At 53.6% G+C, this 25,004-nt stretch carries 22 protein-coding genes; all 22 read left to right on the forward strand.

The genetic code is table 11. The annotated features are described in order from the left end of the window. The first annotated feature begins 135 nt into the window (after positions 1-135). The 22 genes from AACH44_RS03560 (at position 136) to AACH44_RS03665 (ending at position 24,924) form a co-directional block, all read left to right on the forward strand. Positions 136-363: a hypothetical protein gene (locus AACH44_RS03560; RefSeq protein ID WP_261847179.1), complete on the forward strand. Its 228-nt coding sequence runs from the start codon at positions 136-138 to the stop codon at positions 361-363. Positions 364-386: 23 nt separating this feature from the next. Continuing rightward, positions 387-1,088, forward strand: coding sequence for an ABC transporter ATP-binding protein (locus AACH44_RS03565; protein ID WP_261847180.1), 702 nt, complete (start codon positions 387-389; stop codon positions 1,086-1,088). Continuing rightward, on the forward strand, positions 1,089-1,235 hold the full coding sequence (locus tag AACH44_RS03570; protein ID WP_261847181.1) for a hypothetical protein: 147 nt from the start codon (positions 1,089-1,091) through the stop codon (positions 1,233-1,235). Positions 1,236-1,391: 156 nt separating this feature from the next. Further along, a complete protein-coding gene (locus AACH44_RS03575) occupies positions 1,392-1,919 on the forward strand; it encodes an ABC transporter permease (protein ID WP_261847182.1) in 528 nt (175 codons plus the stop codon). Between the two features lie 38 nt (positions 1,920-1,957). Then, on the forward strand, positions 1,958-2,296 hold the full coding sequence (locus AACH44_RS03580) for a carboxylesterase family protein (protein ID WP_261847183.1): 339 nt from the start codon (positions 1,958-1,960) through the stop codon (positions 2,294-2,296). Between the two features lie 235 nt (positions 2,297-2,531). Further along, entirely contained in the window at positions 2,532-4,178 is a 1,647-nt protein-coding gene (locus tag AACH44_RS03585) for a Na+/H+ antiporter (protein ID WP_261847184.1), read from the forward strand. Positions 4,179-4,551: 373 nt separating this feature from the next. Beyond that, positions 4,552-5,262 (forward strand): response regulator transcription factor, encoded by a 711-nt coding sequence (locus tag AACH44_RS03590; RefSeq protein ID WP_261847185.1) that lies wholly within the window; start codon positions 4,552-4,554, stop codon positions 5,260-5,262. Further along, positions 5,240-6,754 (forward strand): sensor histidine kinase, encoded by a 1,515-nt coding sequence (locus AACH44_RS03595; RefSeq protein ID WP_261847186.1) that lies wholly within the window; start codon positions 5,240-5,242, stop codon positions 6,752-6,754. Before AACH44_RS03590 ends, AACH44_RS03595 begins: the two co-directional genes overlap by 23 nt. A gap of 307 nt (positions 6,755-7,061) precedes the next feature. Beyond that, positions 7,062-7,286, forward strand: coding sequence for a Flp family type IVb pilin (locus AACH44_RS03600; protein WP_338659506.1), 225 nt, complete (start codon positions 7,062-7,064; stop codon positions 7,284-7,286). A 10-nt stretch (positions 7,287-7,296) separates the two neighbouring features. Continuing rightward, complete coding sequence (locus AACH44_RS03605; RefSeq protein ID WP_338659599.1) at positions 7,297-7,848, forward strand: A24 family peptidase; 552 nt, start codon at positions 7,297-7,299, stop codon at positions 7,846-7,848. Positions 7,849-7,894: 46 nt separating this feature from the next. Then, on the forward strand, positions 7,895-8,830 hold the full coding sequence (gene cpaB / locus AACH44_RS03610) for a Flp pilus assembly protein CpaB (RefSeq protein WP_261847189.1): 936 nt from the start codon (positions 7,895-7,897) through the stop codon (positions 8,828-8,830). 80 nt (positions 8,831-8,910) lie between these two features. After that, a complete protein-coding gene (locus AACH44_RS03615) occupies positions 8,911-10,332 on the forward strand; it encodes a type II and III secretion system protein family protein (RefSeq protein WP_261847190.1) in 1,422 nt (473 codons plus the stop codon). Between the two features lie 20 nt (positions 10,333-10,352). Continuing rightward, on the forward strand, positions 10,353-11,039 hold the full coding sequence (locus tag AACH44_RS03620; RefSeq protein WP_261847191.1) for a CpaD family pilus assembly protein: 687 nt from the start codon (positions 10,353-10,355) through the stop codon (positions 11,037-11,039). A 14-nt stretch (positions 11,040-11,053) separates the two neighbouring features. Continuing rightward, entirely contained in the window at positions 11,054-12,253 is a 1,200-nt protein-coding gene (locus AACH44_RS03625) for a hypothetical protein (protein ID WP_261847192.1), read from the forward strand. Between the two features lie 77 nt (positions 12,254-12,330). After that, positions 12,331-13,737: a CpaF family protein gene (locus AACH44_RS03630; RefSeq protein WP_261847193.1), complete on the forward strand. Its 1,407-nt coding sequence runs from the start codon at positions 12,331-12,333 to the stop codon at positions 13,735-13,737. Positions 13,738-13,755: 18 nt separating this feature from the next. After that, the gene (locus AACH44_RS03635; protein ID WP_261847194.1) at positions 13,756-14,736 is read left to right on the forward strand and encodes a type II secretion system F family protein; all 981 of its coding nucleotides are present in this window, start codon (positions 13,756-13,758) and stop codon (positions 14,734-14,736) included. Positions 14,737-14,750: 14 nt separating this feature from the next. Further along, positions 14,751-15,710, forward strand: coding sequence for a type II secretion system F family protein (locus tag AACH44_RS03640; RefSeq protein WP_261847195.1), 960 nt, complete (start codon positions 14,751-14,753; stop codon positions 15,708-15,710). 89 nt (positions 15,711-15,799) lie between these two features. Then, positions 15,800-16,651 carry a tetratricopeptide repeat protein gene (locus AACH44_RS03645; RefSeq protein ID WP_261847322.1) on the forward strand — a complete coding sequence of 284 codons (852 nt, stop codon included), beginning with the start codon at positions 15,800-15,802 and terminating at the stop codon, positions 16,649-16,651. Further along, entirely contained in the window at positions 16,651-17,199 is a 549-nt protein-coding gene (locus AACH44_RS03650; protein WP_261847196.1) for a hypothetical protein, read from the forward strand. The genes AACH44_RS03645 and AACH44_RS03650 overlap by 1 nt, the downstream gene beginning before the upstream one ends. Then, complete coding sequence (locus AACH44_RS03655) at positions 17,192-17,830, forward strand: TadE/TadG family type IV pilus assembly protein (protein ID WP_261847197.1); 639 nt, start codon at positions 17,192-17,194, stop codon at positions 17,828-17,830. The genes AACH44_RS03650 and AACH44_RS03655 overlap by 8 nt, the downstream gene beginning before the upstream one ends. Before the next feature lie 109 nt (positions 17,831-17,939). Then, positions 17,940-19,559, forward strand: coding sequence for a Tad domain-containing protein (locus AACH44_RS03660; RefSeq protein WP_261847198.1), 1,620 nt, complete (start codon positions 17,940-17,942; stop codon positions 19,557-19,559). Positions 19,560-19,617: 58 nt separating this feature from the next. Continuing rightward, a complete protein-coding gene (locus AACH44_RS03665) occupies positions 19,618-24,924 on the forward strand; it encodes a beta-propeller fold lactonase family protein (protein ID WP_338659507.1) in 5,307 nt (1,768 codons plus the stop codon). Positions 24,925-25,004: the final 80 nt, after the last annotated feature.

Below are 25,004 nucleotides of genomic sequence, written 5' to 3' on the forward strand. Positions count from 1 at the left end.
AAAATGAATATTATATTCAGGGGATTTATATTATGAGCGCCAGACAATTACACGATCGGGCGATGGCTTACAGACCAGTGAATGGACGCGGGAAAATTTTATTGAAATGCGTGCAGCGGGTCTGACGGCCGTCAATTGTTCATTGATTATGCTATTGGCGTGGAAGCGCAAACCGTCTTTGCTGAAAAGAGCTTCTATGCGCCGGTAAATCAGTCGGTGAAGTTGGAAGATACCGTTGCGGCGCGTATCTACGGCAGTAAAGAAGCGCAGGCGGCACAGTCGTCGCTGGACTGGCCTTGGATCGCGGAACAGTACGCGCCGTGGATACAACGCATTCGTCGTGAAGTTATTGCGGTTCATTAATCACTGATGCAGGCAAGGGTTGTATGTCTGATTTTCATGTTGTGGTAGAGGATTTGGTAAAGACGTATCCAGGTGCTGCAACGCCGTCCGTCGATCGTGTCAGCTTTTCGCTGCCGCAGGGGGAGATGCTGGCGTTGCTGGGGCCTTCTGGCTGCGGTAAGACAACAATGTTACGCATGATAGCCGGGCTGATAGCGCCAGATGCCGGCACGATCAGCCTGAACGGTCGTGATATTTCGGCTATTCCCGTTTATCAGCGCAATATCGGCATGGTTTTCCAGTCATATGCCTTGTTCCCGCATATGACGATTGCGCAGAATGTCGCTTTTGGTCTGGACGTGCGTAAGGTTGGAAAATCTGAACGGGATAGCCGTGTCAGGAAAGCGCTGGATCTGGTCAAGCTAACCGGCCTGGGCGATCGTCGCGTCAGCCAGCTTTCAGGCGGGCAACAGCAGCGTGCGGCTATCGCGCGTTCGTTGCTCATCGAACCGGCTCTATTGCTGTTCGATGAGCCGCTCTCCAATCTTGACGCTAAACTGCGTGATGAAATGCGCGATGAGATCCGCGATATTCAGCGTCGTACCGGCGTTACCGCAATCTTTGTCACGCACGATCAGGATGAAGCGCTGTCGATGGCGGATCGTCTGGTGCCGGTGTTATCTGGCAAGCGCGATGGCGTTAATCATTTTAGCGGCGTAGTTGAACGCATTGTGTATCGAGGGTAAGTGCAGGCGCTAACGGTACAGTGCGGCCAACATCGGCTACAGGCCGAAATCTTTACCCATATTGGCTATGTGCCGAAAGTCGGGGAATTGATTACTTTTGCCGTTGATCCCGGTGACGTCACCCTGATCGGGCAGGATGCGGTATGAAAAAGCGTCAGCAATCACGCGTTCTGCTATTAATGTTCCTGTTTCCGGGGCTGCTGGTGCTGGGCGTTACCTTTTTGGCGCCGCTGATTTGGCTGATGAAAACGTCGCTTTCTTCATCAGCGAGCATTACGCTCTCTGGAAGGGTAGGGGCTCAGCATGAAATATTCCCGCATCGCGACGGCCAAGCTTGCCTGGCGTACCTTGATTTCACTTATTTATCTTTTCTTACTGGCGCCGATTATCGTCGTGTTGATCATTTCGTTCGATACCCGACAGTATCTCTCTTTTCCGCCAGAAAGCTTTTCTTTCGGGTCATACATTAAGGTGTTCAATAACGCCGAGTTTATTGCCGCCTTTTGGCGTAGCCTGGCTATTGGGATTGTTGTCGGAATGATTGCGGTTATCTCTGGAATTTTGCTCTCGCTGGCGCTGACTCGTTTTCGCTTCCGCAGGCGGCAGACGATCACATTTCTGGTCGCCGCGCCGTTTCTGGTTCCGCATATCGTACTGGCGGTCGGATTGATGTTGGTATTTGCCCCGTTGGGGCTACTCGATAGCTATGGCGGGATCATTCTGGCGCATTTAGGGATCACCATTCCTTATACCGTCCGCACGATCGCCATGAGCCTGTCGGCTGTGTCGCTACGTCGCATTTACAGACTGGCTGTGATTTTCTTACGGTGAATGTCCGAACTCCTGGGCTGACGGGAAACGCGCTGGTATTGGTTTGGATCCATGGTGGAGGCTATGCCGTCGGCTCGGCCAATGAACCGCTGCTACAAACCGGCGCGTTTGCGGCCAGCGGCGTGGTTGAAGTGAGTGTAAATTACCGGCTGGGCGCGTTGGAGAGTGAGGCGGATGATTTATCGACGCTACCAATAGAACGTCTGCTACTGGCGCAGCAAGCCGTTTGCGATGAATCCTATCACCACCATGATTATGAACGTGACGGTGGGGTAACCGCGCTTGGCGTGCCTTTCGTGCCAGTCATTGGTGGTCAGCGACGTCAAATTACCATTGATTTCTCTCGCCCTTTCTGTTTATCCCTTTCTTTTGTTTGATTTTTATTCTTTTTGCGATCCTTCATACCGATCTGCCTCCCGATCGCGAGGGGGCGGAGTGGTTTCATCCTGGCGTTCTGCGAAAATCTCGCTGGCAAAAAAAAGTAGCGGCGCAACTGTAAATTCTTCACTCAAAAAAACATTTTAATGCCAGAATAAAGACGTTAAATATAAGAGCGTTGTTCACGCGCTAACTGGCAGAATTTTTTGATTTAGGAGTACGTCTAAGGAAAGCATGGAAATATTTTTTACGATTCTTATTTTGACCCTGGTTGTCTCCCTGTCTGGGGTGGTTACCCGTATTTTACCTTTTCAAATTCCTCTGCCTTTAATGCAAATTGCGCTGGGTGCCATTCTTGCCTGGCCCCAGTTCGGTTTGCATGTTGATTTCAATCCTGAGCTGTTCATGGTGCTTTTCATTCCGCCGCTGCTGTTTGCCGACGGCTGGAAAACGCCCACGCGTGAGTTCCTGAAGCACGGTCGAGAAATTATCGGTCTGGCGCTAGTTCTTGTTCTGATTACTGTGGTGGGCATCGGCTATTTTATCTACTGGATGGTGCCGGGGATGCCGCTGATTGCCGCTTTCGCGTTGGCTGCAGTGCTGTCGCCGACCGATGCTGTCGCGCTGTCTGGCATTGTGGGAGAAGATCGCATTCCGAAAAAGCTGATGGGCATTTTGCAGGGCGAAGCGTTGATGAACGATGCGTCAGGTCTGGTGTCGTTGAAGTTTGCCGTCGCGATTGCGATGGGCACCATGGTATTTACGGTGTCTGGTGCGACGCTGGAATTTATGCAGGTCGCGCTAGGTGGATTGCTGGCGGGCGTCGGCGTGACCTGGATATTCGGTAAATCGCTGCGCGTTATTAGTCGTTGGAGCGGTGATGATGCAGCAACGCAGATTGTGTTGCTGCTGCTGCTGCCTTTCGCGTCGTATCTGATTGCAGAACATATCGGCGTGTCGGGTATCCTGGCGGCAGTAGCGGCGGGGATGACCATCGGCCAGTCTGGTGTAATTCGTAGTGCGCCGTTAACGATGCGGATGCGTGCTAATGGCGTGTGGTCGATGCTGGAGTTTGTGTTCAACGGTATGGTGTTCATTATGCTGGGCTTGCAATTGCCGGACATTCTGGAAACCTCGGTTACGCAGGCGGAACTGGACCCAACGGTTGAAACCTGGATGCTGTTCACCGATATCGCGATCATCTATGGTGCCTTGCTGCTGCTACGTTTCAGTTGGCTGTGGGTGATGAAAACCTACAGTACGCATATCCAAAAGAAGCGCCCTATGGTCTTCGCCGAATTTTCCACGCGTGAATTGTGGATCGCGTCCTTTGCTGGCGTTCGAGGAGCGATTACGCTGGCGGGTGTATTGTCTATTCCGCTGTTGCTCACTGACGGCACGGCGTTCCCGTCACGCTATCAGTTAGTGTTTATCGCTACGGGTGTCATTTTGTTTTCTCTGCTCTGTGGCGTATTGGCGCTACCGTTTCTGCTGCGTGGCGTTGTGGTGGCGGACAAAGCGGCGCATGCCAAAGAAATCCGCATGGCGCGTATGGCCGTGGCGGAAGTGGCGATCAAAAGCATGCACAAAATGGAGGAGCGTCTGGCAGCCGATCGAGAGGAAAATATTGATGAGCAGGTGCTGAAAGAAGTCAGCGCACGTGTCATCGGTAATCTACGTCGGCGGCTAATTAATAAAGACGATCCTGAAAACGGTATGTTGATTGAGGATCTGGAGCGGCGTTTTCGCCTTACTGCACTGAATTCCGAGCGTGCGGAGCTGTATCACCTGCGTGCCACACAGCAGATCAGCAATGAAACATTGCAAAAAATGCTGCGCGATCTCGATCTGATGGAAGCACTTCTGATCGAAAATGAATAATACGTAGTGAGGCGATCCCAGCTACTACGTTGATTTCTTTCTCTTCTCTTTCCTTTCTTTACATCCCCCTTGCGTAAGCGATGGGGATGTTTTTTATACGCCGATGCTAAGAACGCCGTCATGCGATTGTAAACTGCTTGTCATCAAATGATAATGATTGTTATTATCTGTAGGATGATTCTCATAAATAGAAAGTTTAGACGTAGAGAAGTCATAAATAGGACGTTTAGAAACAAAAATCTCTGAAGTAAAAAACGGCCCGCGTGGTAGCAGAACCGTGTGGGGTGAATGGCTGTTTGAAGGACCAGATAAAAAATAAAGGCGTATTAACCCTAAATTAATGAGGGAAAAGTCGCATTTATAGGGGAACATTATGCGTGTATTAGTGGTTGATGATGATTCTGTGCTGTGCCATTGGCTGGGGTCTAAATTACATTCCCACGGCCATTCCTGTCGGATGGTGCACGATGGCGCACACGCATTAAAAGCGATCAAGGATGAGGTTTATGATGTCGTCCTGTTGGACAGAATGCTACCCATCATGGATGGATTTACGGTATTACGTGAACTACAAGGATCTCGTCATCCACCTATTATGTTGCTCTCGGCTCTGGATCGTGATGTTGATCGTGTCATGGGATTAGAGCTTGGCGCGGAAGACTACCTCGGTAAACCTTTTAACTTTAATGAGCTTAGATTACGTCTGGATATTATGGCGCGGCGTAGTAAACGTCATACTGATAATCCTTCGATGCTAACGTTTGAAGATCTGCAACTTGATCGTATGCAACGTGTCGCATGGCGCGGTAGCAAACGTATCGATTTGACTGATAAAGAGATCAAATTACTGATTATATTGATGGAAAATCCAGGGCAGGCTATTACGCGTACAATGTTGCTAGAGCGAGTCTGGGGCTACAATTTTGATCCGCAGACTAATCTTATCGATGTTCATATGTCAAAGCTGCGGGCGAAAATTGATAAAGGGTTCCCTCGTCCATTAATTAAAACGCTGAGAGCGATGGGCTATGCATTAGGCGCGGTAGATAAGGGTAAAATCGATGTTGGCAGCCACGCTGAATAAAATAAAAATAAAGAGGCTGGGGCAGCGCTGGCAGATAAAAATAAAACATTGGCAATTACTTGGGGCAAGCCAATATCCTGGCTTCTTATGCACCTCTAATTTTCGTCAGGCAATAACCATTGTTTTTCTGTTCTTATTAATGATGCTGATGTGTATTGTTGGCTTCAGCTCATTAAGTGAAACATTGATTAGAACGCATGTTCGCGAAGTTATTCTGGGTAATATTTACGATTACTCAATGCAGTCGCATTTAACAAATGCCGATAGCCTGATTACGCAATTGCGGCAGGATAATCGCGCGAATGGGGATGAATTACCGCTGTTTCTGGTGATGAATAAAGACGGTGATATTCTGTATCATAATCATCCTCTAAGGGCGCATCCTCTAAGAACGTCTTCTTTAAAGGCTCTTCCTCTCAACATGCATCCTCTGGAAATGCGACAACATACCGATTGCCAGATGGACGTCATCTGTCTCAAGGCCGAAATTTCCAGCCCGGACGATCCTAATCTGATTGGTTTGTCTGTCATGTTAGTTGACGGAGGCGTGCTGTTTACCGCGTACAACATTCGACCTATGTTAGAGCGGGTGAGAACGATTCCGCTGGTCGCAGGGGCTGGACTGTTTATTGTGCTGCTTTTCTGCCTGTTCGTCAGTCGCCATTTCAGCTTACGTAGCTTACGTAGTGTGGAGAAAATCCGCACGGCCTTACATCGCTACAGCAGTGGTGAGCAGCAGGTGCGTATGCCGCTGTCGCCTTACGATGATGATTTTGACAGCCTGAGCGCTGATATTAACCAGAATCTGGAGCGTATTGAGCGCCTGATGGAGCAGGTGCGCAACACATCGAGCCATGTTGCACACGAACTGCGAACGCCGTTGACGCATTTACAAAACCGCCTGTTCAACCTGACGGAGCGCACAGGGTTGGATAACGATATTCGTGACGAATTGAATCTGGCGGTGGACGAGGTGCATAAAATCCTCGGGCTGTTCCGCACCGTGATGCGTATCGGTGAAATTGAAAGCGGGCGCTGCGTGCACCAGTTTGAAAATATTGAAGCGCGCCAACTGCTGGAAGAAATTGCCGAATATTATCAACCGCTGGCGGAAGCGCGGGGTTGCCAACTGAAAATTGAAATCAAGTCAGGCATCCAACTCTTCGGCGATCGGGCGCTACTGTTTCAGGCTCTGGCGAATCTGGTGGAGAACGCGCTGAAATACGCGGCTCAGGGAAAATACATCACCTTGAGCGTGACGCTTTACCGCGGTTGGATTGCGCTGAGCGTCGCTGACCGAGGACCGGGCATTCCGCCTGCACTTCATGCTAAAGCGTTACAGCGTTTTCAACGACTGGATACCTGGTTTCAGTCCGGTTATGGACTGGGACTCTCTTTGGTTCAGGCGATTACTGACCTACATGGTGGAAAACTTTATCTGGATTCCTCCGAGCCGGGTTTGAACGTCTACCTCTGCCTTAACCGCTGTTAATCCATTTGTTGGCTAATACCCTGTGCAGTAAGCGATCACATCCTGCTTGGAATGATGCATCTCTCCCGATTTTTTATGAATATCCCTGCAAAAAACATGAATATTTATTAGTTTTTTCGGTAAGTGAATGGTGTGTTAGTTATTGATTTATATTGATAATTTATTAAATTGAAAGATTAACGAATATTAATGTTCTGCTGCTTGCGGTGCTTGATAATAAGTCTCATTATTAATCTTATTATCATCATGGCTCCCCCGATTTCCAAGTAGGCCATGATTTCTTTGGCGGCTGATAGAGAATCTTTCCATGAAAAACATGAAAACAACATTACGTTCTTTCCTGCGTGACGAAAGCGGTGTAACGGCAATCGAATACGGCATCCTCGCGGCGGCAATGGCGGCGGCCATCGGCGCTATTTTCGGCGGCGACGGCATCTTCGTGAAAGCGCTGAATGAAAAATTCACCCAAATCGCCGATCAGATTACTGGCACGGGTACGACGGGCAGTGGTTCATCCGGCGCAGCGAAATAACTCACGCGAGATGACGGATTACACGCACTGGTTGCAGATCGCACTATTGGTTGGGTGCTTGCTGTGGTGCATCAGCACCGATCTGTTAGTACGAAAAATTACCAATCAGGCGGTATTGATTTTATTGCTGGGCTGGCTGTTCTTCAGCGCTTTACATGTCCTGCAATCCGGTGCGTTAGATATGACGGCATTACGGAAAATGCTGTGGGCGTTGCCCGGAGCGACAGTCGTTCTGGTTGTGGGATTTTTACTTTTCCTCACAGGCAGATTAGGTGCCGGGGATGTGAAGTTGATGAGTGTGCTGTGCCTGTGGGTTGGGCAAGGGCACCAGATCGTTTTCGTCATGGTAACGGCACTGGCTGGCGGTGTTTTGGCACTAAGTCTACCGCTGCTGAATACCGTCCCGACAGCGGTGGCGTTGGGCATCCAAACCACTAACCGGATATTCAAGAGTCGGTTGCCTATGCCACCCGCGTTGCCCGCCGATCTTTCTCAAGGCATACCTTACGGTGTCGCGATTGCATTTGGCGCGATATATGTCCTGATTTTTCCTTTGTTTTAATTCCGTCGCAGCTTTAAGACACACACGCTAGGGTAGGCCAGTTGAAATGAAAGTGAACTCTACATACGTACTGTCAGGCGCGCTCGTTCTGGCAGGTATTGTTGCGTTGATGGTACGCAGCCACCTCTCTTCTGCACCCCCACCGCCACCTCCGGTCGTTGTTAAAGCACCAGAAAAAACAGCTGTTTTGGTGGCGGCGAAAGATCTGCATCCCGGTGATTTTATCAGTGCTGAGTCACTGCGCTGGGAAGAAACGGATAAACCAGTTTCCCGCACATTCAACTTTGTTCGCGGTAAAGACAGCCAATCACTGCTACTTGGTGCAACGCTGCGTGAAACCGTGACAGAAGGTTCCGCACTGACGAGTAACGTGCTGGTGAAGCCGAATGAACCAGGTTTTGTTGCCGCCGTACTGAGTAAAGGGATGCGCGCTATTTCTGTTCCCACCAGCGCGCTTGCCAGCAATGCCGGTTTAGTGACGCCAAATGATCGTGTTGATGTGATCCTCAGCATGAAACGAGACGATCAGTCCGAGTTACCACCAAGCCGTACTCAACCCGTGGTCATGCCGCTGCTGGCATCACAAACCATTGTGCGTGATATACGCGTGTTGGCGCTGAACGATAAAACCATTTCTCCTATTTACCCGCGAGCAGACGATGCGGTGATTGATGCCGCAGCCAAAAGCCGTGAGTCTGCCGCAGGCTCTCGTTCGCGTTCCGCTACCTACCAAACCGTTACGCTGGAAGTGACGCCGCAGCAGGCTGAAGCGCTGGCCGTTGCCAAAGAACTGGGCATTCTGCATTTGGCGTTGCGCAGTGCCGAGCAGGGTGATGCAGTCGATCCAGCGACAGGGCGACCGCATGTGACCACTGTGCCAGTAGCGACCGATATCTACGGGGTGTTATCAGCAGGTTCTGGTCACAAGGTAAAAGTCTATCGCGGTGAACAAAAAGACGTGGTGACGTTCCCCTCCCGATAGGACGAACACGTAATCTGACAGCCTGCGGAAAGCCGTGCGCTGATCATGGAAAAATAAAGCCCATTACGGAAATTAAGTAAATGACGATGTTTTCGCTGTTTTTGAAATCAGATGCTCGGGGAACGTGCAAACGGTTGCTGGTTGCCAGCCTGTTAAGTACAGCCTTGCCTGTTATGCTGATGTTGCCTGCCGCCACGCAGGCTGCCGGGGTGTCTGAAGTGGCTGAAACCAATGTGGTGCACCTGACCGTGCATCAGGGGCGGTTACTCCAGCTCGATGCGCTGCCGGACAGCGTGCTGGTGGCCGATCCGAATATTGCCAGTTTTGAACTGCCTTCACCGGGTAATCTGTTTGTCTACGCTAAAAGCGTCGGCACCACTACGCTCTATGCAATGGATGAAAATGGCAATGTTATCAACGCCATTCGTCTGGTGTCCGAGCATGATTTGAAAGCATTGGGTGAACGCATGAAGCGTGAATTCCCCGGTGCGGATATCCAACTGGAAGCCTCGATTCCCAGCGGCGTGATTGTGCGCGGTAGCGTTGATACTCCGCAGGACGCCAAGCGCGTTATCGACAGTATACAGGCGTACATCAGCGCGTCGTCAAACGGTGCACAGGGTGGCGGTGGCGAGAAATTGCCGGGTTCCAGTGAATCCTCCGGCAAAGTGATCAACCAGCTCAAAATCAAAACGCCTTCGCAAATCAACATTCAGGTGCGCGTGGTGGAAGTGTCTCGCAAGTTAACCAGCGAACTGGGCTTCAACTGGGCGGCTTCCCTGAGCACCGGTAGCGGCAACATGACCGCAGGCAGTGGCTCGCGCCTTAACCTGTTCAATGCCACGACGGGGAGATTTGCTAACCCAACGGATGCGGGCTTCCTGAACTTTGGTCGCTCCAGACTGAGTGGGTTGTTAACCGCCATGAACCAACAGGGCATGGCAACGGTATTGGCCGAGCCAAACCTGACGGCGATGTCAGGGGAAACCGCGGCATTTGCCGCGGGCGGTGAAGTGCCGATCGTCTTGATCACCAATAACAGCGTCAGCATCGATTATAAATCTTACGGTGTCATTCTGCGCATGACGCCGACGCTGCTGTCTGCCAACCGCATCAGTCTGCACATTGCGCCCGAAGTCAGTGAGCTAACCGAAGTGGGTTCTGTACAGTTGGAAGGCGGATCGCGTATTCCGGCCTTAACGGTACGTCGTGCGGATACCACAGTAGAACTGGCCAGCGGACAAAGTTTCGCCCTGGCAGGGATGCTGCGTAGTGCGGGGAGCCAGACGATCAATGGCGTTCCTGGGTTGAGCAGTGTTCCGATGTTTGGTCGCCTGTTTGAAAGCGAGGCCACCAGTCAGGAAGAAACGGAGCTGGTGATTATCGCGACCGCTTATGTGGTTGAACCCGTCAATGCTGGCGATCTTCAGACGCCGGGACAAGGCGTAAAAATGCTGGATTCGTCCATGCCACGTTCTGCATCTGTCGGCTATCTCTACTGAGTCCACGAGGGGCAATAAACATGAACACGATTAACAACAATCAGCCTCCGTTCCGCCCGCTGCACATACGTGTCGCAGTGCTTACCGCCGTTTTTCTGCTGGCAGGATGCGGATGGAATAAGCCGATTAATGATGTACGTATGCAGCGTTTTGACCAGCCTGGACTTCAACCGATCGCCGTGCAGCCTTCATCGGTGTCGGTGCCGCTATTGGTTGCACCAAACGGGCGAGGCTTCCTCCCTGAATCCCTAAAACAGCTCAATATCATGTTGAAGGATCAGGGGCGGCTTTCCGCACAGACGCTGACGCTGATCCCGCACAGCGCGAGCGGCGAGCAGATGGCCGGGCGACTGGCGACCGTGCTGAAAAACGCCGGTGCTAATGCACAGAATGTGAAGCAGATGCACCGTTCTACGGCGAGTGGACAGAATGGCGATGTGGAAGTGATCTCCGAAGCACTGGTAGTCAAAACCACTCGCTGCGCGATCAATGACCCAAATCAACTGATGGTGAAGCCCTATGAGGCGATTGGTTCTCTCGGCTGCGCCACGCAAAACAATCTGGCGATGATGGTCGCCGAACCTCGCGATCTGATTCAGGCGAAAGCGCTGGATGCTGCGGATGGCGTGGCGGCGGTCAATAGCATTGAACGCTATCACAAAGATGAAGTGAAAGAGCTCATCGACATTAACTTTGAAGAAGATTAAGGGCGTGACATTCCATGAGTGAAATTACCCCTAACGATGGTGAAGAACTGTCGCTGCCGCTGGTCGCGTTCGCCAATGACGTACGTGATGTAGCCGATATCAGCGATCTCTTCACGCGCCTGAAACAACCGGATGTTCCGGTAATGCCCGGCGGTATCGCCGCTGCTCGGCAGTGGTGTGAGTTGAATGTACCGCCACACATTTTACTGGTGGATCTGGAAGAGACGCACTGGCCGCTTCCGGCACTGGAAGAGTTGCTGAGCGTCTGCGGCCCTACCAGCCAGGTGATTGCGACGGGCAAAGAGCAGGATGTTGGCTTGTATCGCGCACTGCTCCAGGCGGGCGTGGTGGATTATCTGGTGAAGCCATTCACGCTGGATCTGCTGGCGGCAACGCTGGCGAAGTGCGAAGGCCAGCAGGCCGGGCCGGAATATGCCCGTACTGGCAGGACGATTGCGGTCGTCAGCGCCAGCGGCGGAAGCGGCGGAAGTACGGTAGCGATGGGGCTGAGCCGTCTGCTGTCCGGTGAGCGTCATTTACCCGTGGCACTGGTGGATTTTGACCGCCGCAACGGTGACCAACTGCTGTTGCAGGGGCAAACCGATGATGCGGGGCTGGCTGCGGTATTGGGGACGCAGGAACTGGATACCCGACTGCTTCAGCGTGCCATGCTGCGTGTCGATACGCGCTTGCACCTGCTGGCACAGAAGCCGGAATTGGGTGAACTGAGCCCGGTTGACGTAGATAACGTACTGAATCTCGGCGGGGCGCTGTGCCGCATGTTCAATCAGGTCATTTGGGATCTGCCCAGCAGTTACCCGGATGGGGCGCTGGATGTGCTGACCTATGCAGATTTGCGCATCATCGTGACGGAATTGACGCTTCAGGATGCGCGTAATGTACGGCGCGTACTGAATGAGATCGGTGATGAAAGCGAAGGGCAGCGTTTGCTGTTGGTACATAACCAGAGCCGCTTTGCCACGACTGCGCCGCTCAGTCGCGATCAGTTCGAACAATTTGTTGGCCGGAAGATTGATGTCGTGCTGCCTAATGCCGGTCATGCGCTGGCGCAGAGCCTCGCTCTCGGCGCATTAAATTTCGCCGCCGCGCCTGCTTTCCAGCAAGGATTACGCCAACTGGTCGATTTAGCCTGCGGTGTACGCACCAGACAGGCGGAAAAACGCTGGTTCTCGCGGTGGTTAAAGCGAGCCTGATGATGTTCAGCGGTCGGTGTTTCCCACAGGGTTAACCGACTATTTTAGGGTTACGGACTGCCTTTGGGTTCAGGATTATGTTGATTCGCAAGAATAACCTGCAAAAAAGTGAAGCAGGAAAAAGCACGCCTCAGCCAGCGCCTGCTGCCAATGTGGCAGAACTGAAAACGCGTCCCGCTGCGGATAACCGCACGCAGCCAGCGGCGAATACGTCTTCAGGATCTGCTGCGCCAGCAGCCCGCCAGACGGACAACCGGACGAGCCAGCGCCGTATTATCCGCGCACAGCTTTACGATCAAATCGACGCCGGTAAAGCGGCGGTGATGGGGCGTGACAAGCTGCTGGTACAGATCGAAACGGTAATCCGCCGTATCTGTGATGAGCAGCGCTTGCAGCTTTCTCGACAGGAAGAGGAAGCCATCGCCACCGAAATGCTGGATGAGATGACGGGGATCGGGCCGATCCAGCCGTTGCTGGCAGATGACACGGTCAACGATATTCTGGTTAACGGTGCTGGTCAGGTGTTTGTCGAGCGCTTTGGCAAGCTGGAGCTGTCGCCGATTACCTTCATCGATGAAGAACATGTGTTTAACACCGCGCAGCGTATTGCCGCCGCAGTAGGGCGGCGTATTGATGAAGCCAGTCCAATGGTGGATGCGCGTCTGCCTGACGGCAGCCGCGTTAACGTCATCACCTATCCGTTGGCGATCGACGGCACCACGATCTCGATCCGTAAGTTCATGCGCCGCAACCTGTCGCTGGAAATGCTGGCGGAGCGCCGCTGTATGTCCTATGCGATGGCGGATGTGCTGAACAAAGCCATGCAGGCACGCGTTAACGTGATCGTCTCTGGTGGTACGGGGGCGGGTAAAACCACCCTGCTGAACGCGCTGTCGCAGAAAATCGGCAGTACCGATCGCATCATCACCATTGAAGATGCCGCCGAACTGCAATTGCAGCAAGAACATGTCGTGCGACTGGAAACCCGCCCTGTCAGCGCCGAAGGTACGGGGCGCATCGATCAGCGTGATCTCATGCGTAACGCGCTGCGTATGCGCCCAGACCGTATCATTTTGGGTGAGGTGCGCGGTGGCGAGAGCTTTGACATGTTGCAGGCGATGAACACCGGCCACGACGGTTCACTGTGTACGGTGCACGCCAATACCTCGCGTGATGCGATACAGCGTCTGGAAAACATGGTGATGATGGCGAACATGCAGCTGCCGCTGATGGCGATCCGTCGGCAGATCGCCAGCGCCGTTCACCTGATCGTGCAAATCGAGCGTATGCGTGATGGCATGCGCCGTGTCGTGTCCATTACCGAAGTATGTGGCATGGAGAATGAAGTGATCCAGCTTCAGGATCTGTTCAGCTTCAATATTCAGGGGATGGATGGACAGGGTCTGTTGACGGGTGAATATGTTCAGCACATACAGCGCCCGCAGTTCTACAGCGATAAAGCGCATTTGTTTGATGCGCAGTGATGGGCTGAGGAGACGCCGATGAGTGATTTACGCCTGAATCTGATTACGCTGCTGGTGTTTTGCAGCGTGCTGATGCTGCTTTTGGTGGTCAACGCCTGGAGAAAATCACGTCAGCAACGCATGCAGCGTGAACAACGCTGGCAACAGGTTTTGAATGAGGTTAGCCCATCGGTAGCCGCTGTGGCGTCTGATTCCATTCTACGTGACGAGATTAAAACGCCGCTGATGGGCATTCCTGTTGTCGGACGCTGGTTGGCGATCCTCTGGGCGCAGATGGCGTTTATTGGCTGGAAAAAGAACCTGCTTCAGCGTTCCCTTGCGCTGGCGGCAGCCAGCCTGATACTCGGCATGATTCTGGGGCAACGGACTCTGCTGCCACTGACGATGGGGCTGATATTTACACTGCTGCTGTTTGTCAGTATCGGTATGTTGATGTTCCGATCAACTTTGCAAAAGCACCTGAAAGCACTGCGTGAGAGCCTGCCTGAAGCGATTGATGCGATTACACGTAGCTGCCGTGCAGGTGTACCCGTCGCGAATACTTTCTCGATTGTCGCCGAGCACTTAACCGGGCCGCTGGCGAATGAATTCAAGACGATCGACCACTGGCTGCGGCTCGGTATCCCGCTGCGTCAGGTGATTCAGGCCTCGGCGACGCGAGTGCCGATGGCCGAGTACCGTTTCTTCGTGGTGATTCTGATCATCAATCAGGAGGCGGGTGGACGACTAGGAGAAACGCTGGAGCGTTTGTCCGCTACGTTGCGCGACCGTCGGGAACTGCAATTGAAAGTGCAATCCAAGACGTCTGAAGCGCGCGCGTCCGCCAAGATTGTCGCCGCACTGTTCCCCGGCTGTCTGGCCTATCTGTATATGAAATCGCCAGAGGATTTCAGCTTTTTGTTCTCCGATCCGGTGGGAACGACGGTACTGATTTACGCCTTATGCAGCGTTTCAATCGGCATGCTGGTGACACACGTTATGGTTAAACGGATAGGGTAAAGGGAGAGCCATTCATGACTGTTTTTGACGATCCCTTACTGCTGCTGGCGCTCGTGCTGATGGTGGCGGGTATTTATCTGGCCCGTATGCAGCATAAAACACAGCAATACAAGCAGTTGGAAATTCGCATGCGCGGGCACCTGCCCACGGCTTCTATAGAGGCGATCTCTCAGGAAAATATCCTGAGAGGTCAGGGAACAACCCTCTCTCCCTTGCTGGAAAAGCTATTGCAGCCCCTTGCCACACAGGGGGAACGTCTGTCGGGATCGGAACGCGATCGTCGTAACCTGCGCCGCCTGCTGGATCTGGCAGGTCTCCGCCGTAACGAAGCGGTGGGCTGGTTGGTCATGGGGAAATTTGCTTCTGGGGCGCTACTTGCTATCGCGCTGGTGTGGGGATGGCTGCCACCAGCCGACCGTGCTGGCCTGACGGGGATCGCCGCAGGGCTAATTGGTTTCTTTGTCAGCTCTATGGTGCCGGAGTGGTGGCTGAAGTGGCGTGCGGCAAGTCGGGGTGAAAAGCTGGCGCGTGCGGTGCCGGATGCGCTGGATCTGATGGTGGTCTGCGCCGAAGCAGGTTTGCCTATCGGACGCGTACTACAGGTGGTGTCAAAAGAGTTGGGGCTGTCGTCACCGGAAATGGCGGATGAACTGCACTACACCGCGGCCGAATTACAGATCCTGTCGGATCGCACGCTGGCGATGAAGCATTTGGCAGAGCGTACTCGCGTCAGCGAGATCGAAAGTATGGTTGCGACACTGATTCAGGCGGAGCGCTACGGTACGCCGCTGTCTCAAGCGCTGCGTACCATAGCGGATGAAAGCCGCAAGACGCTGATTTTAGTGCTGGAAGAGAAAGCGGGCAAATTGCCTGCGCAGTTGAGCGTGCCGTTGATGGCGCTGATCCTACCGCCGATTATCGCCATTATGGCATCGCCTGCACTGGTGCGAGTGGTCCGCCTGCTGGCGCAGTAGTTTTGATTGCCAAGGTATGGTTTTTAAAAACATCGATTTCCAATATGTGCCGGAAATCACCAGTATTACAACCGATGGAGTTAGCGAAAATGGTCGATCTGGTAGCAAAACTTAAGCGCGGCGCGCCCATGTTGGCACTGCTCATCGTCAGTACCGTGCTGGTGGGATGCGGCAGCTCGATGGCGATTAAAGGCAGTAAGGATGAGGGTCTGCGTCTGGCACGTCTGCTGCGCGATCAGGGACGTGTTGAAGCGGCGACGGAAGTGTATGCGCGTCTTGATAGCCGTGATGCGCTGAAAGGCGCAGAGATGCTGGAATATGCCAGCGTGGCTGCGCTGGTGCGCTCGCCACAACAAACGCTAGAACTGTACGGACGCGCACGTCAGGCATTAGGTGGTGATACCAATAAAATGACGCCGGAAGAAGCGCTTGCCGTGTGTCTGGGCATGGGACGTACGCAGCTAGCATTAGGACGTAATGCCATGGCACAAACTGACTTTACCTGTGCACTGAAAGCACAACCAAACGACGCTGGCGCACTCAATGGTATGGGCGTGGTAATGGATGCTTCAGGCAAGCACGCCGAGGCACGCCAGCTGTTTGAAAAAGCGCTACAGGTGAACCCGGCAGATGTCGCGGCACTCAACAATCTGGCGCTCTCCTGGCTGGCGAGTGGCAACGCAGACAAAGCGATTTCTCTGCTGCGCTCGGTGGATGAGAGTAACGCAACCGGCCGACTGAATCTGGCGCTGGCCTACCTTTCTGGCGGCAGAGACACTGACGCACGTGCGGCGCTGGCGACCATTGCCCAGCCACAGCGTATTGATGGCCTGATCGATGAGCTGAATCAGCGTTTACAGCAGATGCAACAGGATAAATCTCGTGGCGAAGCGCTGTTGTTATCCAGTCGCCAACGTCTGCAATTGAGTTCGCCTGAGTAATGGCGTGGTTTCGCAATCCCGGCTCGTGGCGTGATGAGGGCATCGTGCCGCGTCATGACCGCAACTGGCGTAGCACCTGCGGCGTCATCGCGACGGAAGTGGCGTTTCTGGTGCCCGTCGTGCTGGTTGGCGTGATGATGCTGTTTGAACTGGCGCGTATCGGGCTGGTGATCGCCATCGGCAGCGCCGCGCTGGATAAGGCCGTACAGACTTTTCGTCTTGATAACCTGGTATCGGACAGTGCGGAACAGATGGGAACCCGACTGAAGGCTCGCATGATTGAGGCGGGTTACGGCTACCTCAAGGAAGACGATTTAACCGTTAGCGTGTTGCACTTCGACAATCTGACTCAGCTTGGCGGGTTAACCAACGGAAATAGCAGTCAGGACGATCCCGATAGCGAGGCAACCACAACGCTGCCTGTGTGGTCCGTGACAGTACAGATCAAAAAGGCGTTTATTACGCCGTTGCCGGAAGTGTTAACGCTGGGTGACACCTTCCGTTACCAGTACAAACATGTGTTTGGGACGGAACTGCGTAATGACTGATCGTTTGTTGAAAAATAATCGATTGTTGAAAAAGAATCGTTTTCTGAGCGGGATACGCCGCTTCTGGTTTTCTCACCGAGCCTCCATTGCGGTAGAAACGGCGCTGGCGTTTCCGATTGTATTGGCGATTGGCTCGCTGTGTGCGGATATCTATACCGTTGGGCTGGAGCGGACGCGAATGGAACAGCGCGTGGGTGCCATTGCATCAATATTAGCGATGCAGCAGAAGCTGGATGAAAAAGGCTTACAGGGACTGCTTGATACGGTGCTGCCAACGGAAGGCGTTGGGAATTACCAACTGTTGATCAGCAACGTGCGCCAGACCGGCGAGCTGTATTGGCAATTGAGCCGAGGGACGGCGGCGGCACTCTGTGCCGAAAGCGAGACGCTGCCCGGTGAAGACTATACGCCTGAATTGCCGGAAAGAGACCGGGAAGAAGGCAGTAAGAATACCTCGATGATGGTGGTCGAAATCTGTCGTGAGGGGAAAGATGTCGGGTTGTTGGGAGGCCTGTCGCTGGGCGGCATGTTACATGCTTCATCCATCAACCGGGTGGCGATTGGCGTGGTGACGCTGGATGAGACACTCAGAAAAGAAGCCGGGCTAGAAGAGGACGAACGGAATCCGTAATCCCAAGCCGGAATAATAAATTTATCACGATGAGCCATGTCGTTTTTATTTTCCCGTTTTATGGGCGGGACGAGTACGCGCTGAATCCAGGTACACAGGATAGGAATTGATGAAAAAAACCTTACAGAACAGAAGAGCAAAAAAAGACGATACCGGAATCATTCTGTTCTGGCGTCAGCGCCTGTCTGCCTTTATTCATCAGGAAAAAGGGGCGGGTACAGGGTTTTATGTGCTAGGCGCTATGGCGCTGTTGGTGACGGCGGCTTTCATTGTGGATACCTCAACGTCAACGGGTGATGCGACGCAGATCAAGCGTGCGACGGATGCCGCTGCGTTGGCCGTCGGGCATCAGGCGACCATTAATGGCGAAGAATACAGTCAGGAAGAGACCAATAAGCTGGCGTATGACTACGTCAAAAACAATCTGGGAATGAATAAGGCGCTAAGTGAAAAACTGGTGGCGGGCGACGTGTCCGTCATTGAAGGGCGCAATAGCGCTACACGTAAAACCTATACCGTGACTGTAGCTTTTGAAACCAAGCCCAGCTTGCTGAGTCTGGGGGCGAGGGCGCAGGAAGTGTACTCGACCTCCGAAGTCATCAACCGCCCGACCGAAATTGCCTTTGTGATGCCGGTGACGGGGGATATGAGTGAGGGGGATATTCGCTCGCTGAAAAGTGTTAGCCGCAGCTTCGTTGAACGCATGCTGAGCAGCGCGGACGGTAAACGCGACAATTTGTGGCTATCGCTGGTGCCGTACAGCCAGGCGGTTAGCGTATACGATGCAGAAGATGCCAATCGCATTCGCCGCTGGTCTACACCGACGGCGCTGAATCCCCCAGAGCTGCGTTCGCTCTTTGCCAGCGGTGTGGTGAGTAGTCTGGCGGATCGCCGTTTCCCGGATCGTCGGGCTAACCTGCTGTGCATGTATCGCGGGTTGGGACGGGAAGAAAACTTCTTCTGGGATGAACCCCCTGTCGGCCAGTTCAAGATTTATTATCGCCACGATTTGCCGCAAAACGGCAGCCCTGGCGCACCGCCCATCTCCTGGCGTGGCCCCAATCCTGATTTTGACGATACCGATGCGGTGGATACCCGTTGGATCGTGGCAGATAAAGGATGCCCGAATGCCGCACTGCTGCCGCTGACTAACGAAGAAAGCAAGCTGAATCAGCGTATCGAACAGTTTTCTGCCCGTTTTAATACCAACTATGCCATCGCTATGGGATGGGCGGGAGCCGCGCTGTCACCAAGCATGCGCGGTTCAGACGGCTGGGGCGATGCCAAGCTGCCGCTGGATTTCAATCTGGACGGCAACGGTGACGGGCAAAAGGTGATCGTGATGATGGCAAACACGATTGGTAACTGGTTTGACACCGACAGCTACAACTTCAATCGCAATCAATTTTCTGGCAACAGCGGATCGGATGTCGCTGGCGAATTCGCACGACAGCGCTTTCGCGATCTGTGTTCCAGCTTCCGCGCGCGCAACATCAAATTCTACTTTATCGGCATTCGCCCCGGCGATCCGGAAGACTTTGGCCGCAACCTGTTCGACAAAGAAGCGACGCCGGGTTTGCTGGTCTGTACCGAGGGCGAAAAGCGCATGAGCTTTATCGATGGTGCAGGCTTTGGCGCAGAGGGCGTTGAGGATCAATTGATTCAACGGTTGGATCGTATCGCCGGCCAGATAGAAACCGAGGGCGGCTATGTTCGGCTGGTTGAATGACCGCTAAATGTAGCCAGGAATGACGCGATTTGCCCCTTTCATTACAGGACATGACACGATGACTTTTTCCCGCTCAAAATCTGGTTCAGCCTTCGCGCGTACGCCGCGTCAGGCGTGGGTATTGGAACCACGCATGATGTTTGATGCCGCCGCCGTGGTCACCGCAGTCGAGGTCGCCGAACAGGCGCAACCCGTGGAACTGGCCGAGGTTAAGACGCCCATTGACGGCGGCGATGTGGCTGAATCATCTGGCGCGCTTGCGGATACGGGGGAACACCCAATCCTGGATGCCGATATCGGCGCGCTCATTGATGCCGGTAAGATTGATATCAACGGTATTCAGGATGTGGCCAGCGCAGAGGATAAGGTCTATGTGATCAGCACAACTGAGTCGGGTGACGTCAGTACATTGTCTGTTTACCAGCGCGGAGCGGATGGGGAATTGGTCGAGCAGCATAGCGTTGATAGCAATACGCTGAGTGCACTCGCTGGCGCTACCGACATTCGGGTTTCGGATGACGGCAATACCGTTTATGTCGTCGGCTCCAAGGGCATTTCGCTGTTCAGCCATGACGCGGCGTCTGGCGAGTTGACATCGCAGGGGAGTGTTGGCGCCGATCTTGGAATGGTTTCGGACATTGTGGTGCAGGACGATCACATCTACGTGACGGCGGGCGGCAGCCTGACGGTATTTTCACGCGACGACAATGTCTGGGCTGTGAAGGACACCGAAACGACTCTAGATGTAGACACGCAGTTCACCGCGCTGTCTCTCTCCGCTGACAGCAAATATTTATATGTTGGCACTACGGGTGGCACGACATTGGTTAGCGTGTTTCACGTAGGCAACGATGGCTCGCTCGAATTTGTGGCATCGGCGCAGGGTAAGGACCCGAATGCGACGGAGCAGTTCTATTTTGCTTCGGCGCTCACGCTTTCTCCGGATGGTAAGACACTCTATGTGGCTGACGACGGTTTTCTGCATGTTCTGTCGGTGGCGGATGACGGAAAACTGTCCGCGCAGAGCGCTATTGAGCAGAGCGGGATCGCGAAGGGCGTCATTGTTTCAGCGGACGGTGCGATGTTGTTCCTCGTAGGTGAAAAGCAGATTGAACTCTATGCCCGCAGCGCCGATGGGTCGCTCACCAAGAGTGGGACGAAAAGTTTTGGTGATTTTTCTGACGAAGTGCGCAATATCACACTGAGCGCCGACGGCACGCGGCTCTATCTGGTCGGTCAGTTTAGCTGGAGCGATGCACTGCTGGCGTTAGAGCTGAAACCGACAAGTTCCACTTATGTTGAAGACGGTGACGCTATCGCTCTGTTGCCGGGCGGCAGGCTATCCGACCCGCAGTTAGATGCGCTGAACGGCGGGCTGGGAGATTATCGAGGTTCTAGTATCACGATTAGCCGACAGGATGGCGCGCTTTCGGAAGACACTTTTGGCTTTAAGGCGGATAACGGTTTAACGCTTGATGGCAACAATATCCTGAAAGATAGTGTCACGATTGCCACCTTTACGCCGCTGAATGGTTTGCTGACGGTGACGTTCACCACTGCGGTGACAAAAGCGGATGCGCAGAATGTATTGCGCCAGATGACCTATAGCAATACCAATAATGATCCACAGAATGTGGCGACATTCAACATTACACTGGATGACGGAGAGAATAACCGTAATACGCTGACGACTGAAATTATTGTAGAAAATCGTAATGATGCCGCCAAAGTGAGTACGGATGCTTTAACACCGATCTTTAATGTTGGAGGAGAAAGGGTAAAGCTGTTCGAAAACACGGACATTGATACCGTTGAGTCTGGGCAAAAGATTTCAAGGGTTGTTATTACGCTGGAACCTTCTGATGTGAATGATGTATTGGGGGTGGATCAAGGACGAATTCTACTTGATAACGCCACCAGCGGTACGGCAACAACGGCGACCGGAATGACTTATATGGTGACGATTGAAGAAGGTAAAACGGTTGTCACCCTCTATCTTGGCGAAACATCGGAACACACCGCTGGTGTGATTGATAGCCTGACATACGGCAATAGCGGTAATACGCAAAGTGGTACCCGGACGATTAGTTTGCAGGTAGTGGAAGATGTCGACTGGGAACATCCTGAACCCAAAAATGATGTAACGATTTTTAAGCAAAGCGCTGTAGTGACTTTCGCGCCGTCCAGTTCGCCGAATACGGCACCCACATTGGGCAATGATGTGGCACCAGAGCCATATACCGAGCAGGCCCCCCCGGTAGCGGTTGCTCCCGGCGCCACGGTGTCTGACGCGCAGATGGATGCGTTTAACGGTGGACGGGGCAACTACGATGGTGCGGTGATCACCGTGACGCTAGGGGAAGGCAAAAGCAGTGCCGACACGCTGGGCCTTGCGGCTGGTAATGACCTGAGCCTGAAGGGCGCGACCCTGCTCAAAGGTGACAACGCTATCGGTACTGTCAGCAATGTCAACGGCGTCTTGACTTTCACCTTCAGCGATGCGGCAGGTTCTATCCCTACCACTGCGGATGTACAGAATGTGTTACGGCAGATTACCTATGCCAGCAGTAGCGATGTTCCCCCGGAAAGCGTGGCGGTGAGTATTACTTTAGCCGACCAGCGCGGCCTGGCATCGGCGGCACTGGGCATTTCGATCATAATTAATGCCGTCAACGATGTGCCGACTGCCAGCGCCGACCCGGTATTATCACAGGGCGATCTTGAGCATCTACAGGCGCTGGATTTGGCCGAATCAGGCCTGACTACACCAACGGCCAGTGTGGCATCTGCCGATGGTAAGTGGGTCTACATTGCTGATGGGCATGGCGTCATCGCGTTATTCAGTCGGGATACCAGCAATGGCGAGCTGACCTTCCAGCACACGATATCCAGCGTAGCCAATATCACCCAATTGCAACTCACCAGCGATGGTGCAGGTCTGTATGCCCTGCAAACTGAAGGCAACAGCAACACTATCGTTTGGTTTGCCGTCGATGCGCAAGGGGGGCTGGAACAAAAAGGGACGCTCGGCGATCTTTGGGATCTTCAGGGGATGACCTTGTCGGAAGATGGTCGCAACCTCTATCTGATCGACCAGTTCACCGTGAAAATGTACAGCCGCGATACTACCAGCGGAGCACTGAACCATATCGACGATCTTGCTAACGATATGTCTACCCCTCCCTATCTGTGGGCACCGACCAATATCGTCAGCCAGGGCGATCGGGTATTTGTTGTCACCGATGCTGGTAATGGCTCAACGCTGATCGTTTACCAGCGCGATGGCAGCGGCGGACTGACCGCGCTGGCTAATATCCATTCAGGTAACATTGATGCAGCCGGCAATACCGTGAATCTGAGTGCGCTTCGGTATATTGCAGTTAGCGACGATGGCAGCACTATCTTTGTATCTAACAGCCGTAACACCTCGTTGAACGGCTGGACCGGCGAATTTGAGGTTACGGAAAACCCGCAGAAAATTGATGCTTTCCACCTCGATCCTCTGACAGGCGAACTGACGCACCTGAGTACCATTGATGGCGGATTGACGGTAGAAGATATCGCTCTCTCTGCCGATGCGCGGGTGTTGTATGTGACGCAAAGCGATGGTTCGCTCACGCGCTATGTGTTGAGCGATAACACGCTGATAAAGCTCGATACGCCGATAAATAACGGTGCAGGCTCCACTCATCTGTTGCCGGTTGACGGCGGCCTGATTACCGTTGGCAACGGCATAACCGTGTTGGATGAAGCCTCCAGCCTGCCGATTTACCACGTTGATGGTCCGGCGGTTATCGTCGCGCCAGCGATTGTCCTCAGTGATGCGGAACTGGATGCCCTGAACGGCGGGGCGGGGAATTATCAGGGGGCGTCGATTACGCTACAGCGCGGCGAAACGGCTTCAGCAGGCGATCGTTTCGATTTTACCGCGGGCAATGGCTTCACCTTAGCGAATGGCGTGATTAGCAAAGAGGGACAGGCGGTTGCGACCTTCACGCAGGTGCATGGCAAGCTTACTGTTACCTTCACGGCTGCCCTTTCCCGTGCGGATACAACGGCGCTAGCACGCCAGATTAGCTGGGCGACGAGTGCAGCGTTGACGGGGAATACGACATCGCTGACGCTGGTGCTCAATGACGGTGAAGCCGATTCGGCGGCGCAAACGTTAGGTATTACGTTATCGAGAGAAGTGAACCTGCCGCCGGTTGGTCATGCTGAACTGTTCACTCCGCCTACAGCACAGGCTGGCACGAACTGGGTTTATGCCTTGCCCGCAGGTTTGTTTAGCGATCCTGAGAATGACACGCTAACGGTACGTCTTGACGCTGCACAACTGCCTAACGGGGTGATCTTTGATAGCGCAACCCGTACTCTCAGCGGCACCCCGTCAACGGCGGGAACATTCAACCTGACTATTACCGCCACGGACAGCGCGGGCAACGCGACGGTGCTGTCCGTGGCGCTGACGGTTAATGCCGCTTCGACACCGGTTGATCCCGGTACACCGACCGAGCCCGTCAATCCTGATAATACCGCGGCTGTGGCACCCGTGATTTTGGTGCAGCAGAGCGTGAATCTGCCTATTGATGCGGGTGAAAGAGAACACGAACAGCCGTTGGGGGCGATTGTCGCCGATCTGTCTCGCTCAGAAACACAGCTGTCACCCGCTAACACCAACATCGAACCGATACGCCAGCGCGATGCCGATACGGCACGCCAGTCGGATGCGCCTTGGGTACTCGATCCTGTGATGTCACAACTGATGCCGACGTTGGATCAGGTCAACTTCTCGTCTCGCGATAACACCGCGGTGCGTGACAGTTCGGCAATTTCTCCGGCGGACTCCACCCTGTTCCTGAGCGTACGCGGTCAAACAACCTCACTGGAATCGGCGTTCAGCAGCGTGCAGGGCGCGTTACAACCGGATGCTTCTGGCGCACTCGCCTTTAGCCTGCCGCAGCGCATGTTCAGCGTGCGCGAAGGCAATGCCACGTTGACGCTGCAACTGGCGAATGGGCGTCCGCTACCTGCGTGGGTGCAGTTTGATGCCCGCAGCGGCGTGGTACGGATTACCGATGCCAGTGCAGTGCAGGTGAATCAGATCCAACTGGTGCTGAAAGCGCAAGCCGCAGACGGCACCAGCCGGACGGTGCCGATCACGCTGCAAATCGGTCAGGGCGATGGTGCAGCAATGGCGACCGACCGTGGCGCGAGGCAACTGCCTTCACATGCTACTCAAAACGACGAGGTGGAGCGGTTAGCGCCGGCGGGGAAAACCGCCTTTACCGAACAGTTGCGTCAACATCAGCCGGAACAAGATGCGTTGCTGGCAGCGCTCAGTGAATTGAGCAGCCTGCGTGCATAGCACACGCAGACTGAATATTGAGACGAGATTTTATTTACTTAACCATTAACCCAGGCGCTTGCAGGTGGTAATCAATCCAC

Origin of the sequence: Pectobacterium araliae, assembly GCF_037076465.1 — a bacterium.
Taxonomy (GTDB): domain Bacteria; phylum Pseudomonadota; class Gammaproteobacteria; order Enterobacterales; family Enterobacteriaceae; genus Pectobacterium; species Pectobacterium araliae.

Coding starts and splice junctions, on each gene's coding strand:
- AACH44_RS03565 (WP_261847180.1), top strand. CDS start 387: ATGTCTGATTTTCATGTTGTGGTAGAGGATTTGGTAAAGACGTATCCA.
- AACH44_RS03575 (WP_261847182.1), top strand. CDS start 1,392: ATGAAATATTCCCGCATCGCGACGGCCAAGCTTGCCTGGCGTACCTTG.
- AACH44_RS03585 (WP_261847184.1), top strand. CDS start 2,532: ATGGAAATATTTTTTACGATTCTTATTTTGACCCTGGTTGTCTCCCTG.
- AACH44_RS03590 (WP_261847185.1), top strand. CDS start 4,552: ATGCGTGTATTAGTGGTTGATGATGATTCTGTGCTGTGCCATTGGCTG.
- AACH44_RS03595 (WP_261847186.1), top strand. CDS start 5,240: ATGTTGGCAGCCACGCTGAATAAAATAAAAATAAAGAGGCTGGGGCAG.
- AACH44_RS03600 (WP_338659506.1), top strand. CDS start 7,062: ATGAAAAACATGAAAACAACATTACGTTCTTTCCTGCGTGACGAAAGC.
- AACH44_RS03605 (WP_338659599.1), top strand. CDS start 7,297: ATGACGGATTACACGCACTGGTTGCAGATCGCACTATTGGTTGGGTGC.
- cpaB (WP_261847189.1), top strand. CDS start 7,895: ATGAAAGTGAACTCTACATACGTACTGTCAGGCGCGCTCGTTCTGGCA.
- AACH44_RS03615 (WP_261847190.1), top strand. CDS start 8,911: ATGACGATGTTTTCGCTGTTTTTGAAATCAGATGCTCGGGGAACGTGC.
- AACH44_RS03620 (WP_261847191.1), top strand. CDS start 10,353: ATGAACACGATTAACAACAATCAGCCTCCGTTCCGCCCGCTGCACATA.
- AACH44_RS03625 (WP_261847192.1), top strand. CDS start 11,054: ATGAGTGAAATTACCCCTAACGATGGTGAAGAACTGTCGCTGCCGCTG.
- AACH44_RS03630 (WP_261847193.1), top strand. CDS start 12,331: ATGTTGATTCGCAAGAATAACCTGCAAAAAAGTGAAGCAGGAAAAAGC.
- AACH44_RS03635 (WP_261847194.1), top strand. CDS start 13,756: ATGAGTGATTTACGCCTGAATCTGATTACGCTGCTGGTGTTTTGCAGC.
- AACH44_RS03640 (WP_261847195.1), top strand. CDS start 14,751: ATGACTGTTTTTGACGATCCCTTACTGCTGCTGGCGCTCGTGCTGATG.
- AACH44_RS03645 (WP_261847322.1), top strand. CDS start 15,800: ATGGTCGATCTGGTAGCAAAACTTAAGCGCGGCGCGCCCATGTTGGCA.
- AACH44_RS03650 (WP_261847196.1), top strand. CDS start 16,651: ATGGCGTGGTTTCGCAATCCCGGCTCGTGGCGTGATGAGGGCATCGTG.
- AACH44_RS03655 (WP_261847197.1), top strand. CDS start 17,192: ATGACTGATCGTTTGTTGAAAAATAATCGATTGTTGAAAAAGAATCGT.
- AACH44_RS03660 (WP_261847198.1), top strand. CDS start 17,940: ATGAAAAAAACCTTACAGAACAGAAGAGCAAAAAAAGACGATACCGGA.
- AACH44_RS03665 (WP_338659507.1), top strand. CDS start 19,618: ATGACTTTTTCCCGCTCAAAATCTGGTTCAGCCTTCGCGCGTACGCCG.